This window comes from Rhodococcus sp. MEB032 (genome assembly GCF_030208925.1).
GTDB classification, from domain to species: Bacteria; Actinomycetota; Actinomycetes; order Mycobacteriales; family Mycobacteriaceae; genus Rhodococcus_F; species Rhodococcus_F qingshengii.
This window is the reverse complement of sequence record NZ_JARVSY010000027.1, coordinates 31,566-44,623: the sequence shown is the minus strand read 5'-3', so window position 1 is coordinate 44,623 and position 13,058 is coordinate 31,566. Positions and strand designations below refer to the sequence as shown.

Sequence of the window (13,058 nt, the reverse complement as noted above, 5' to 3'; positions counted from 1 at the left end):
CGCGCTGACCTGCATCGGGATTGGCATATAGTCGCACCCATGCAGCTTGATTCGACGCCTTCGCCCCTGCCGACGCTTCCGCTCCGATTCGGAACCCCACTGACCGAGAACTCCATCCGCGTGATGATGTTGGGATCAGGCGAGTTGGGTAAGGAAGTTGTCATCGCGCTGCAGCGTCTGGGCGTCGAAGTGATTGCGGTGGATCGGTATCCCGATGCCCCTGGGCACCAGGTGGCTCATCGTGCTCATACCGTCGACATGACCGATCCGGAAGCACTGCTTGCCGTCATCGAGTTGGAAAAGCCTCACTTCGTGGTTCCCGAGATCGAGGCCATCGCGACGGATGCGCTTGCACTCGTCGAAGAACGCGGGGGTGCGGTGGTCATTCCGACCGCCCGAGCCACCCAGCTCACGATGAACCGTGAGGGAATCCGTCGGCTCGCGGCCGAGGAGTTGGGCCTGCCCACTTCGCCGTACGCTTTCGCGGACTCGCTTGCCGAAGTGCAGGCAGCGACAGACCGAATCGGTTTCCCGTGCGTCATCAAGCCAGTCATGTCCTCGTCGGGGAAGGGACAGTCGACGGTTCGATCCGCCGAAGATCTCGACGCCGCATGGGATTACGCGATGGCCGGAGGTCGTGTGAATCACGGCCGGGTGATCGTCGAAGGCTTTGTCGATTTCGATTACGAGATAACGCAATTGACAGTTCGAGCCGTCGGTGAGAGCGGTCAGGTCGAGACGTCGTTCTGCGAACCGATCGGGCACCTGCAGGAGGCCGGAGACTACATCGAATCGTGGCAGCCGCAGCAGATGTCCGCGGTTGCCCTCGCCTCGGCCCGAGACGTCGCCGAGAAGGTGACCACGGCTCTGGGCGGGCGAGGCATCTTCGGCGTCGAGCTATTCGTGAAGGGCGACGACGTCTTCGTCTCCGAAGTGAGCCCACGGCCGCACGACACCGGATTGGTGACTCTGCGGACGCAGCGACTTTCGGAGTTCGAACTGCATGCCCGCGCGATCCTGGGCTTGCCGGTCGACACGACGCTCACGTCTCCGGGAGCATCGGCAGTGATCTACGGCGGAGTGGAGGCAAAGGGGATCGGATTCGACGGCGTCGCCGAGGCGCTCGCGGTTCCCGAGACGGACCTGCGGCTCTTCGGCAAGCCGGAGAGCTTCACGCGTCGTCGCATGGGTGTTGCAGTGTCGACGGCCGCCGATGTGCCTACTGCACGCGACCGTGCTCGCGAGGCTGCGTCGAAGGTGCGTCCCGTCGGATGAGTCCAGCGGCCGAGGTCCTCGTCGGGCTGGTCATCCTGGTCGGTCTGATCGGTGTCGTCGTTCCGATTCTCCCGGGGACGCTTCTCGTTTTCGGTGCAATTCTGGTGTGGGCGATCATGACCGGTGGTGCCACGGCGTGGACGGTGTTCGCGCTGTCCGCGCTGGCACTGGTGGTCACCGGGATCGTGAAGTACACGTGGCCGGGCAAGCGGATGAAGTCCGGGGGAGTGCCCAACCTGTCGGTGGTGGTCGGCGGCGTCGTCGGCATCATCGGGTTCTTCGTGATTCCGGTCGTGGGGTTGTTCCTCGGATTCATCGTCGGAACGTATTTCGCGGAACTAGCGCGGCTGCGCCGTTACGACATCGCTTGGTCGTCGACGCTTCACGCGGTGAAGGCAGTCGGATTGTCCATGCTGGTGGAACTGTTCGGAGCGCTGATCGCGGCGGGGCTGTGGCTGGGAGCCGTTGCGTTCACCTGAGCGCAGCGGTACCAGGAGCGGGCGTTGTCGCACATGACCGCGGGCAGGTCGTCGCCGACAGCGTCGGCGATCACGTCCAGGTCGTGGACCTCGAACGCTCGACGTGCCCGTGTACCGGGTAGATCGGTGCCGAACATCAGCGCAGCGGGATTGACCGCGTGGATCTGGCGCAGCACATCGCTGACGTCGGAGATGGTGGTGCGGCCGAACCCGGTGGCTTTGACGCGCACTCCGCGGTCGACGAGGTTGAGGAGATACGGCAGTCCGCGGGTGGACATTCCCAAATGGTCGATGCTCACCGCGGGCAATTTGGCGAAGACCGGTTCCAACGACAGCAACAGCGTGGCATCGACGTAGAACTCGGCGTGCCAACCGACCAGATCGAATGCGCGGTTGGCAAGATCGGCAAGCAGACGCAGGTCGGTGGCGCCGCGGCGCAGGTTGAACCGGACGGCACGTACTCCCAGTGCGTCCAGAGCAACGATGTCTTCATCCGTCGCATCGAGCGGCAAAGCAGTGACGCCCACCCAGCCTTCGCCAAGTTCGGACAAGGCAGCTTTCAGGTATTCCTGGTCATTGCCCTGGTACGACGCGGTCACCACCGCGCCGCCGTCAACGCTGAGGCCCTTCAGCGAGGCAATCCGGGCCCGGTAATCGGCCACGGTGAAGGGCTCAGGCAGGTACCCGTGATTCTCGACCAGCGGGAAGCGCGGGTCGATGATATGCACATGGGCGTCAAACACGGGGTCTATTTTGCCCTGTTGCCCTGGGTCCCTGCACACACCACCGGCCCGATGTGACCTGGGTCGCGTCGGGCCGGTGGAGGGCTTCTGTTCAGTTACTTCCGCGCACTCAGTTCGCGCGGTCGGGCTCGGATGCCTTCAGCATGTCGTGACGCTCGACGACCTTGATGCGCTCACGGCCCTCGGGCTCGCCCAGGCTGCGCTCGTGCGCGTCGAGGCGGTACCAGCCCTGCCAGGTCGTGTACGGAACCTGCTTGCCTTCGAGGAACTCGATGACGGCGTTCTCGTCGGGGTTCGCGGCGCCCGCGAAGTCGACGGAGTCCTCGAGAAGATTCGCGACGGTTTCGTTGGCGTCACCCTTGGTGTGGCCGATGAGGCCGACGGGGCCGCGCTTGATCCAGCCGGTGACGTAGGTGGCCGGCATGAACCGGGCTGCGCCCTCGGCGTTGTCGTCGGCGACGACGCGTCCGGCGTCGTTGGGGACGGTGCCGGCCTGGTCGTCGAACGGCAAGTGCGTGATGTTCTGCGAGAGGTAACCGACGGCGCGGTACACGGCCTGGACATCCCAGTCCTTGTACGTGCCGGTGCCCTTGACGTTGCCGGTGCCGTCGAGCTGAGTGCGCTCGGTGCGCAGGCCGACGACCTTGCCGTCTTCACCGAGGATCTCCGTGGGAGATTCGAAGAAGTGCAGGAACAGCTTGTGAGGACGGGCTCCGACGTCGCGAATTGCCCAGTCCTGCAGCGTATTCGCAACCATGTCGACCTGCTTGGAGTTGCGGCGAGCCTGCTCGGAACCCTCGTCGTAGTCGATGTCCTCGGGGTCGACGATGACCTCGATGGTCGGCGAGTGGTCGAGTTCGCGCAGTTCGAGAGGGGTGAACTTGGCCTGGGCCGGGCCGCGGCGTCCGAAGACGTGAACCTCGACGGCCTTGTTGTTCTTGAGGCCCTCGTAGACGTTGGCGGGGATCTCGGTCGGCAGCAGTTCGTCGCCGGTCTTGGCGAGAACGCGGGCGATGTCGAGGGCAACGTTGCCGACGCCGAGGACGGCGACCTTCTCGGCTTCGAGCGGCCACGTACGCGGTACGTCGGGGTGGCCGTCGTACCAGGAGACGAAGTCGGCCGCGCCGTAGCTGCCGTCGAGTTCGATGCCCGGGATGCCGAGCGCACGGTCGGCGTTGGCGCCGGTGGAGAAGATGACCGCGTCGTAGAACGACTGCAGGTCGTCGAGGGTGATGTCGGTGCCGTAGTCGATGTTGCCGAGCAGGCGTACCTGAGGCTTGTCGAGCACCTTGTGCAGGGCGGTGATGATGCCCTTGATGCGCGGATGATCAGGCGCGACGCCGTAACGAATCAGGCCGAAGGGCGCGGGCATGCGCTCGAAGAGGTCGATGCTGACGCCGCGGCCGGAAACTGCGGTGTCGGATTTCATGAGGGCGTCGGCGGCGTAGATGCCGGCGGGGCCGGCGCCGACGATCGCGACCCGGAGTGGGCGGTTGGAGTCAGTCATCGTGAGGACAGCTACCTTCTTCGAAGTTCGGACAACATATCGACAAGTATCCAATTTAGCCGAACCTAAGCACAGTGCCTCGGTTGCGGCCGAACGGATCCACACTCTCACTCGATCGGTTGTGGGTAAACCTATTCTTTCCTCCCATTCTCCTGTTGTCTCGGGTATCCGGGGTAGGGGCCTGATCCTTGACGGGCCACAATTTCAAGTTGTGGGGGACTATTGGCGTTATGAGTGACGAGCTGCGCGAATCCGACAACATCGATGGCAAGAAGGCGTCTGCGGGGCCGTTCCTCTTGGCTGTCGCCATCGTCGCCTTGATCCTGGGTGGAATCTTCGTCGCATCGTGGATCTCGCCGGCCGAGGAGAACGTCACCGAGTCGGACCGCGTGAGCCGCTCCGTCACCGACTACGTCGATGCCGAGAATCGGAATGACGCGGAGACGATCAAGACCCTGACCTGCGCGAGCTTCAATTCGAGCAACGGTCCTATGGCCGGCGTCGACGGGACGGTCGAGCTGAAGGGTGTGGACGGGGTCGCGGTCAACGGCGATCGCGCCCGGGCCGACGTGACGATCACCGGTGGCGGAGCGGGCGAGCGAGTCTCGACCTGGGCCCTGACCCGTGACGGCAACCGTTGGGTCGTCTGCAACTGACGGCCCGCTCAGGCGCTCACGGCAGTCTTGTGAAAACATGGACTACGTGAGTTACGCAGGCGATCTGACGCCGGAGCAAGCCTGGGAGCTGCTCCGCGAAAACCCCGACGCCGTGCTGGTCGACGTGCGGACCGATGCGGAGTGGAAGTACGTCGGTGTCCCCGATGTGTCCTCCCTCGGCAAGCAGGCTGCACTGATCGAATGGGTGAGCCACCCGACCGGCGCGCGCAATGACAACTTCGTCGACCAGTTGAAGGAAGCCGGCATCACTGCTGATTCCTCCGGGTCGGAGCGTCCGGTGATTTTCCTGTGTCGATCCGGACAACGTTCCATCGGTGCGGCGGAAGCTGCGACTGCGGCGGGCATCGGCCCGTCGTACAACGTGCTCGACGGGTTCGAAGGCGCATTGGGTGCCGACGGACATCGCGGACTTGTAGGTTGGCGGGCCATCGGCTTGCCATGGAGGCAGCAGTGAGCGGAATTCCCCAGGGTGGCGCATTTCAACGAGCGCTGCCGGACGACGTCGGTCTCGGCACCCTCGGTGTTCGCGGCGGACTGATGCGTACCGGGTTCGAGGAGACTTCCGAAGCGCTGTTCCTCAACTCCGGATTCGTCTACGAGAGTGCAGAAGCCGCCGAACAAGCCTTCACCGGCGAGGTGGATCATTTTGTCTACTCCCGCTACGGCAACCCGACCGTCAAGATGTTCGAAGAGCGTCTGCGTCTCATCGAAGGTGCAGAAGCCTGCTTTGCGACTGCCAGCGGAATGTCGGCAGTCTTCACGGCGTTGGGCGCACTGTTGGCCAACGGCGACCGATTGGTGGCTGCGCGCAGTCTCTTCGGATCCTGCTTCGTGGTGTGCAACGAGATTCTTCCGCGCTGGGGAGTCGAGGTCGTCTTCGTCGACGGTGAGGACAACGCGCAGTGGGAAGAGGCGCTGTCCGTGCCTACCACGGCAGTGTTCTTCGAGACGCCGTCCAACCCGATGCAATCTCTCGTCGACGTTCGACGGGTGTCGGAGCTTGCTCATGCAGCCGGTGCAAAGGTAGTGCTGGACAACGTCTTCGCGACGCCGCTTCTGCAGCGCAGCCTCGATCTGGGGGCCGACGTCGTGGTGTACTCCGGCACCAAGCACATCGACGGTCAGGGGCGCGTGCTTGGTGGCGCGATTCTCGGTACCGAGGAATACATCAGCGGTCCCGTTCGAGAACTGATGCGGCACACCGGTCCTGCGCTCAGCCCGTTCAATGCGTGGACTCTGCTCAAGGGCCTGGAGACGATGCCGGTTCGTATTCGGCACTCCGTGGCTTCGGCACTCGAGATCGCCGAATTCCTCGAAGGACACTCCGGCGTCAAGTGGGTCAAGTATCCGTACCTGACGTCGCATCCGCAGCACGAGCTCGCGAAGTCTCAGATGAGCGGTGGCGGAACGGTTGTCACGTTCGAGCTCGATGCGCCTGACGGAGAGGGCAAGAAGCGGGCGTTCGAGGTTCTCAACGGCCTGCGCGTCATCGACATCTCCAACAACTTGGGAGATTCCAAGTCGTTGATCACTCACCCCGCCACGACAACGCACCGGGCCATGGGGCCGGAAGGCCGTGCAGCAGTGGGTCTTACAGACGGCGTTGTCCGTCTGTCCGTCGGGCTCGAAGACACGGCTGATCTGTTGGCTGATCTGAAGCGAGCACTCGGCTGAATCGCTGGAGCGCCTTGCCTCGAACTTCCGACGGCAAGGCGTTCTACGGTGCGGGCGTGAGACCCAGTTGTTTGACGTCGATCGTCAACGCCGTCGTATTCAGTGTGAGACCTGAGCTTGTCGTGTCGGTGGGGTAGATCGTGAACAACACCTGCGCCGTCAGATTGGTGTTGTTCAGGGCCGACGTGACCGCGATGAGGTTCGGCGTCGGTGCTGTGCTGTCGTACAGCAGATTGTTGCTCTGATCCGTGACGTACGTGCGAAGGTCGATGTTGGCGGCTGCGAGCCCGCCGCTCAACTTGGTCTTGTCGACTGTCACGTTCGCTTTCAGACGTGGGCCGGTGGCCATCACCTTCGAATCGCAGAAATACGTGTAGTTGAATCCGGGCTTGAGCCGGTAGGTAGTGATGTCCGGGATATATACGAGTGGATTCGGATTGGTGGGCGCGTTGACGTAGACCTGCGAATACCAGCCCCCGCCGTTCGTGGTCACGCATGCTCCCAGATCCAGGGTCCCGGACTGGACAGCGGCGCTTGTCAGGGTCGCACTGTCGGTCCACTTCGCCAATGTGCCCGAGCCGCCGAGCAATACAGCTCCGGCCGCGGCGACTGCCATTGCAGCCTTCGTCGTCTTCTTCATCACGGCACCAGTGCCTTGATTTCGTCCGGAAGTTCGCTCGGGGTAGGAGATTCGGCCCAGACTCCCGTTGACGTGTCGATGACGGTGACTCCGGAAGGGGTGATTACGTATAGCTGATCGGTACCGGTGAGCCAATGCAGGACAGCGTCGCTGTCAACGGGACCTCGATATACCTCAGCGCCCGATGAATTCGACACGGACACAACCGTTCCGCTGGCAGTCGAGAGCTTCTGGGCGCTGAGACCGGTCGTGGTCGCCGGGGCGTCGACGGGAACCTCGCTCGGGGTGGTCGTAGTTGGTGGCACCGTTGTCGTTGTCGTTGTCGTTGTCGTTGTAGCGGTCGTCGTCTGGGGCGCCGTAGTTGTAGCCGGTGACGAGGTGGTTGTCGACGGTGCAGTTGTGCTGGTGGTTGTCGACGGTGCAGTTGTGCTGGTGGTTGTCGACGGTGCAGTTGTGCTGGTGGTTGTCACAGCCGGCGCCAATGTCGTGGTGGGCGTGGTGGATGAGGCGGTCGTGGAAGTGACGGCCGTAGTAGGAGTGCTCGGAGCGTCTGCCGCCAGTGCCGGCGCTGCCGATCGACTGAGAGCAGATGTCCCGCTGATCGGACCGCCACACGAGTAGAGCAGGCCGACGAGAATGCTGAATTGGTAGCCGGAGTACGACGGCGTGACCGACGTGCCGCTCAGTCCATGGATTTCGATGTTGTAGGTGCCGACTATGAGCGGGAACGCGACTGTTGTACCGCCCGAGCCGTATCTCATGGAGCCTGTAGTAGACGTTGCGGTGTAGTCGTTCGACCCCAAAAGGTTTCCGCTGGCGTCGCGAGCGATGAGGCGGTATGAGCTTCCGACAGTCGCGGGCCAAGTGATCGTTACTGCGACCGGAACAACGAGCGCAAAATTCACCGCGCAACTGGCTGTGCTTGGCGACGTGGGAAAGGTTGCAGCAGTGCCGAACTGAATGCTTGTTGCCGCGGCTGTGTCGGTGTACCCCGCCTTGGTACCACCGATCTGGGACACACCGACCACCGTGAGACCGACCGTAGCCAAGGCGACGATGGCCTTGAGGGCATGGGAGTCGCCGCGTATGTCCTGACGATCCCGCTGAGGTTCCTCCGCGTCGGAAGCCTCACGTCGACGGAACGCGATGTACAGGAGCCCGCCGACGGCAATCGCACCAAGCACAAGCCCACTCGGTCCGGACAGCCAGACTGCCACGTATCCGAGGCGGTTGATGCTGAAGAAGACGCGATCGGCTTCGGTGATGACGTAGGGATCGGGATCGGCGATCGGATTTGCATCACCACGCAGTTGTGCGACGGCAAGGTTGTTGCCCTGCTGATCTATTGATTCCACACGATGGGTGATGCGCGTGCCTTGGCTGTCGGAGACGCTGACGATGTCACCGACCAGCACTTCCGAAGCAGGCACGGTGCGCGCGAATGCGAGAGCACCGGTATCGATCGTGGGTGACATCGATCCACTCCGAAAGATCAGCGGGGTGATACCGAAAGCCAGACCGGCGATGAAAATGATGATGGATACCAAGCCTGCGAGGGCTCCCAGGCTGAGCAGGACTTCCCGTACCCGGTTCTGCATCGAGGCCTTTGCATGTTTTTTCGTGTGTCGAGCCATTGCCATCACACCTTTGCCGTGAAGGTCAGGACGATGTTCGACGTGCTGTTCGTCGGCGGTGTCGGTGTTGTCGGAAGCTGCACCGAGACACATAAATTCTCGGTAGCCCCGACCGCCAGTGGGCGGTCGGGGCTACCGATGGCTTGATTCGCGGTGAGTGTCAGCGCGAGCGAGGACACAACGTTGGCGCCGTCAGTGCACTTGTTGGCAACAGTTCCGTTGGAGGAAACCGTCATTCGTAGAGAAGTCGTCAACGCACCGCTACTCGTAGACGTGATCGTGTACTTCAGTGGGACAGTTGCCGCTGTGCCCAGGTTGTTGACCTTGATCAGAGCGGTGTTCGAATCACCGGGAATCATTCCGGACTTGCCAAGCTCACTGAAATTCAGGGACTTGGTCAGGGTGGGCTGGGCGGTGCTGTTCAACTGCAGATTGATAGAACCCGTCGTGATGTTGCCCGAGGTTGCCGTGGCGGAAGACGTCCAGGCCGCGAGCGTGGTCACTCCGCCGACACCAAGCACCATCCCCAGCGCGAGCAGCGCGCGAAAACGCGTGCTGGTCAACAGGTGACGAATCCGATGGGCCGGACGGTCAGGGCGCGAGGGCATCGTGCTGGCCTTTCTCGATCTGGGCGGAGTCTGCGGGCGCGAAAGTTGCAGGGTCAGGAGCCAATCGGGCTCGAGCCCGCTCCTTCCGGCCGTCACGGATGCCGCTGATCATCATGTACGACGCGTACAGCAGTAGAGCGGTCACTACGATCACCACGATCACGGTGCGCTGCTCTCCCGTCAGCCAGGTGTTCACGTAACCGAGATAAGGCAGGCTGTACCAGACCTTTCCCCGGATCTGCACCGGCCGCACTTCCTTCTCGTCAGGCTCACCGTTCGCATCGCCCTGGGTGATGAAAGTTCTTTCACCCTTCTGGTTTTCACTTGTGGCGATGATCCGGTGCGTGACGACGGTCGGCTGACCCGATTCCAGCTGGTACGTAATAGGTGTACCGATCCCCAGTTCGGACGGATCGACAGGTTTGACCACTACCAGTGATCCAGGGTTGTACGTCGGGCGCATCGAACCGGTCAGAATCGTGAAGCGCTGTGCTCCGGCAAAGAAGGGAACGACAATCGTTGCGACGATGACTGCCGAAATTGCCAGCAGCAGTGTCCAACTGACGATAGAGGTGATCCACCAGAGTGGGCCGGTGCGATCGGTGCGCTTCGTGGAGTGTTTTGTCATACCGGACCTGCCTGGAAGGTCAAGGTCGTGGTGCTTGTTGCACCTGAGACCGCCCCGACGCCTACCGTGAGTCGCAAGCACAGAATGTACGTACCGCCTGAGACCAGTGGACTCGGCATGTACGCCGGTGAAACCGGGTACTGCAGCGATGCATCCATCGATCCGGACGTCAGTGGGGTCACTGCCGGAGCCGCGGTGTTGACGCCGGCAGGGCAGGCGCCTTCGTTGGCGACTCCGTAAGTGGTCAACGTGAATCCCGTAAATGCGGTCGTCGACTGCATTCGCCATTGCAGAGGATCAGTCCCCGAATTCTTGACGGTGAGCGGTGCTTGCACCGTGTTTCCCGGGACAACGGGCGTCGCGGCCGTCGTCAAGTTCGCCAGGGTGTACGCCGCACTGGTTCCGGCAGATGTACCAACCGTGAGGTTGACGCTGGCGGCTGTCGCCGTACCGCCATTCGCGCTCGCCGAATCGGACCACAGCGCGAGCGACTGCTGTGACGATGCAAACACCGCTACAGCAGCCACCGCGACTGCGATCGCTCCCCAGACCTTTTTCCTCATGAAATTACGGGGCCGGTGTCAGTGCTGTCTGAGTGACGACCAACTTCATCGCCGACAAGTTCAGCGACTGGTTCTGCGCGACCTGATTGGCCACCTCGTTGAAGTTCAGCCGGACTCCGACGTGGACGATCGTTCCGTTCTGGGCTTTGGTGATCTGCGAAATCGGGTTGCCGCCAGTGTCCTTGATTGTCGTCACGGGCACGACAGCAGCGGCAAGCTCGGCGCTGTTCGCACCCGGAACGATTCCGGCCGTATCAGCGGTCAGAACAGCCGCGAGACGATCGCCCACTGCGGTCACAGTGACGTCGCAGGTGTATTCGATGCTCTCGGTGGTGACTATTCGGTAAGCCGAGATGTTGGTGATCGCGGTCTTCGTCGGGTTGAGGGAGTTCCACCCGCCACCGACCGGTGCGCAAGAGCTCAGGTCGAGGGCGCCGGACGTGACGGGCCCGCCGCCACTGACGTCGGCCGAATCGCTCCAGACTGCGAGCGAGCCGGCACCGCCGAGGAGGAGGGCACCGGCCGCCGCAGCAGCGATCGCACCCTTGGTCTGCTTCTTCATGAAAATCTCATTTCATGTCTGGGACCCGAAATGGGGCCATTCAGACATGAGTATCAGACACGGCAAACGATTCGTTACCACTTTTCGAAAAATCAATTTTACGACTGGAGTCCAACTGTCACTCGGTGTCGAAATGAGCTTTTACCTGCGTCTAACTACTCGTTTGTAAGTTTGGTGCGAATAAAACCGTTGGTTTGTTCAGTTGGACAAAGCGGACGAGTCGGAACCTGGCAAATCTGCTGTTTTTTACCAGTTAATTACCGAGTTTCGGTTTTGTTTTGCAATTTGAATCAATTGTTTGTGTTGCTACGAAATGGATCGGTTGTTGTTCCCACAAGATCGGCGACCGACTCGAGGACGATGGTCGGGCGATAGGGATAGAGCTCTACCGACGCGCGGGTCGAGATCCCGGTCATCACCAGAATCGTCTGCAGTCCGGCTTCGAGGCCACAGACGATGTCGGTGTCCATGCGGTCGCCGATCATCAACGTATTGGCGGAATGAGCGCCGATGGACCGCAGGGCTGAGCGCATCATCAAGGCGTTGGGCTTGCCGACGTAGTAGGGATCGCGTCCGGTTGCCTTGGTGATGAGTGCCGCGACAGAGCCGGTGGCCGGCAGCGAGCCGTCTCGCGACGGTCCAGTGGCGTCCGGGTTGGTGGCGATGAACCGCGATCCACGCTCGACCAGGCGAATGGCGGTGGTGATTGCCTCGAAGGAGTACGTTCGCGTCTCGCCGAGGACGACGTAGTCGGGGTCGCTGTCCGTCAGAACGTAACCGATGTCGTGCAGGGCAGTGGTCAGGCCCGATTCGCCGACCACGTAGGCGCTGCCGCCCGGCCGCTGGTTGGCCAGGAACGTCGCGGTTGCGAGCGCTGACGTCCAGATCGACTTCTCCGGGATGTCGAGTCCCGAATTGAGCAGGCGTGCTCGCAGGTCACGCGGGGTGCGGATGGAGTTGTTGGTGAGCACCATGTACGGGATGTCGTTCGACGCCAGCTCTGCCAGGAACGTGTCCGCTCCAGGTATCAAGTGCTCCTCGTGGACGAGAACCCCGTCCATGTCCATGAGGTAGGTCCAACCGGTCTGATCTTCTGTACTGGTCATTACTCCAGTATGTGCGGGTGGCGCCCGATGTGGGCGGTCAAGCGAGAAGGCGCCACAGTCCGATCAGGCCGACGACGACAATCGTGTAGCGCAATGCAGTGGGGGACAGGCGCCGTCCGTAGCGGGCGCCGAGAACGCCACCACCGAGCGACCCGACAGCGATCAAACCGGCTGCTGCCCAATTGATCTGATCGAATGCCAGAGTGATGTACATCCCTGCTGCAACGATGTTGACGAGCAGCGACAGCAGGTTCTTCGCGCCGTTCATGCGCTGGAGGGTTTCCGGGAGGATGGCACCCATCACACCGATGAGAAGGATGCCCTGCGCGGCAGTGAAGTACCCGCCGTAGATCCCGACTGCAAAAGTGCCGGCGGTCAGGAGCATCAGCCTCTTGGTGGACAGCGTCGTTTCTTCGGTGGAACGCTTCTTGGCCCACGCCTGGATGCGTGGTTGGAGGAGGACGAGCGCGAGAGCGAGGACCAGCAGCACCGGAACGATGGTCTCGAACAGTTTCTCGGGTAGATGCATGAGCAACCACGAACCGAGTAGTGCCCCGGCGAGTGACGCCGGAATCTGCCACTTCAGTCGATCCCACTGTCCGGACAGCTCACGTCGGTAGCCCCAGGTACCCGAAACTCCGCCGGCGACGAGCCCGACCGCGTTGGACATGGTTGCGGTCACGGGCGGCATGCCGAAGGCGACCAGCGTCGGGAACGTGATCAGCGTTCCACTGCCGACCACGGCGTTGATCGCGCCCGCGCCGATACCGGCCAACAAGATGAAGAAAGCGTCGAGTCCACTCACTCCGCAGACGGTACGGCAGAGGAAAAGTCAGTCCGGACGGCGGTCCCGGTCTCCATTCGAACGCTCCATTCAACACGCCGAACGCGGCTGCGGACACCGTTGGAATCAATGCGATTTCAACATCGTGGACCCTTCATTTCCCTTGCAGTGCAGGGAA

General features: G+C 62.1%; 15 protein-coding genes. 5 read left to right on the top strand and 10 right to left on the bottom strand.

Going from position 1 to position 13,058, the window contains the following annotated elements:
* Window positions 1-39 precede the first annotated feature (39 nt).
* Together purT and QRN54_RS24740 are read left to right on the top strand one after the other, a co-directional pair.
* Window positions 40-1,275, top strand: a complete 1,236-nt coding sequence (gene purT, locus QRN54_RS24745) for a formate-dependent phosphoribosylglycinamide formyltransferase (RefSeq protein ID WP_285183323.1) — start codon at window positions 40-42, stop codon at window positions 1,273-1,275.
* A complete protein-coding gene (locus tag QRN54_RS24740; RefSeq protein ID WP_042924222.1) occupies window positions 1,272-1,754 on the top strand; it encodes a DUF456 domain-containing protein in 483 nt (160 codons plus the stop codon). Before purT ends, QRN54_RS24740 begins: the two co-directional genes overlap by 4 nt.
* On the opposite strand, the gene QRN54_RS24735 is transcribed toward QRN54_RS24740, so the two are convergent.
* Both QRN54_RS24735 and QRN54_RS24730 read right to left on the bottom strand, forming a co-directional pair.
* A complete protein-coding gene (locus tag QRN54_RS24735; RefSeq protein ID WP_223304639.1) occupies window positions 1,658-2,497 on the bottom strand; it encodes an amidohydrolase family protein in 840 nt (279 codons plus the stop codon). The two genes, QRN54_RS24740 and QRN54_RS24735, sit on opposite strands and share 97 nt — an antisense overlap.
* A 109-nt stretch (window positions 2,498-2,606) precedes the next feature.
* Window positions 2,607-4,004 (bottom strand): FAD-dependent oxidoreductase, encoded by a 1,398-nt coding sequence (locus tag QRN54_RS24730; RefSeq protein WP_285183322.1) that lies wholly within the window; start codon window positions 4,002-4,004, stop codon window positions 2,607-2,609.
* Window positions 4,005-4,234: 230 nt separating this feature from the next.
* On the opposite strand from QRN54_RS24730, the gene QRN54_RS24725 reads away from it, so the two are divergent.
* Genes QRN54_RS24725 through QRN54_RS24715 form a run of 3 tightly spaced genes read left to right on the top strand, consistent with a single transcriptional unit; the run spans window position 4,235 to window position 6,355 of the window.
* The gene (locus QRN54_RS24725; protein WP_007726820.1) at window positions 4,235-4,660 is read left to right on the top strand and encodes an Rv0361 family membrane protein; all 426 of its coding nucleotides are present in this window, start codon (window positions 4,235-4,237) and stop codon (window positions 4,658-4,660) included.
* Window positions 4,661-4,706: 46 nt separating this feature from the next.
* On the top strand, window positions 4,707-5,135 hold the full coding sequence (locus QRN54_RS24720; RefSeq protein ID WP_007726822.1) for a rhodanese-like domain-containing protein: 429 nt from the start codon (window positions 4,707-4,709) through the stop codon (window positions 5,133-5,135).
* Window positions 5,132-6,355: an O-succinylhomoserine sulfhydrylase gene (locus QRN54_RS24715; RefSeq protein ID WP_172403504.1), complete on the top strand. Its 1,224-nt coding sequence runs from the start codon at window positions 5,132-5,134 to the stop codon at window positions 6,353-6,355. Before QRN54_RS24720 ends, QRN54_RS24715 begins: the two co-directional genes overlap by 4 nt.
* Window positions 6,356-6,398: 43 nt before the next feature.
* Here the strand turns inward: QRN54_RS24715 and QRN54_RS24710 are convergent, their stop codons facing one another.
* From QRN54_RS24710 to QRN54_RS24675, 8 genes are all read right to left on the bottom strand, one after another.
* Entirely contained in the window at window positions 6,399-6,995 is a 597-nt protein-coding gene (locus tag QRN54_RS24710; protein ID WP_054782213.1) for an alternate-type signal peptide domain-containing protein, read from the bottom strand.
* On the bottom strand, window positions 6,995-8,629 hold the full coding sequence (locus QRN54_RS24705) for a signal peptidase I (protein WP_285183321.1): 1,635 nt from the start codon (window positions 8,627-8,629) through the stop codon (window positions 6,995-6,997). The genes QRN54_RS24710 and QRN54_RS24705 overlap by 1 nt, the downstream gene beginning before the upstream one ends.
* A gap of 5 nt (window positions 8,630-8,634) precedes the next feature.
* On the bottom strand, window positions 8,635-9,237 hold the full coding sequence (locus tag QRN54_RS24700) for a SipW-dependent-type signal peptide-containing protein (protein ID WP_063314824.1): 603 nt from the start codon (window positions 9,235-9,237) through the stop codon (window positions 8,635-8,637).
* A complete protein-coding gene (locus QRN54_RS24695) occupies window positions 9,221-9,865 on the bottom strand; it encodes a signal peptidase I (RefSeq protein ID WP_063314823.1) in 645 nt (214 codons plus the stop codon). The genes QRN54_RS24700 and QRN54_RS24695 overlap by 17 nt, the downstream gene beginning before the upstream one ends.
* Window positions 9,862-10,428, bottom strand: coding sequence for a hypothetical protein (locus tag QRN54_RS24690; protein WP_081557533.1), 567 nt, complete (start codon window positions 10,426-10,428; stop codon window positions 9,862-9,864). Before QRN54_RS24690 ends, QRN54_RS24695 begins: the two co-directional genes overlap by 4 nt.
* Before the next feature lie 4 nt (window positions 10,429-10,432).
* On the bottom strand, window positions 10,433-10,990 hold the full coding sequence (locus QRN54_RS24685) for an alternate-type signal peptide domain-containing protein (RefSeq protein WP_047269467.1): 558 nt from the start codon (window positions 10,988-10,990) through the stop codon (window positions 10,433-10,435).
* A 290-nt stretch (window positions 10,991-11,280) separates the two neighbouring features.
* Window positions 11,281-12,096, bottom strand: coding sequence for an HAD-IIA family hydrolase (locus tag QRN54_RS24680; protein ID WP_003944345.1), 816 nt, complete (start codon window positions 12,094-12,096; stop codon window positions 11,281-11,283).
* Between the two features lie 37 nt (window positions 12,097-12,133).
* Window positions 12,134-12,901 carry a sulfite exporter TauE/SafE family protein gene (locus tag QRN54_RS24675; RefSeq protein ID WP_003944404.1) on the bottom strand — a complete coding sequence of 256 codons (768 nt, stop codon included), beginning with the start codon at window positions 12,899-12,901 and terminating at the stop codon, window positions 12,134-12,136.
* Window positions 12,902-13,058 lie beyond the last annotated feature (157 nt).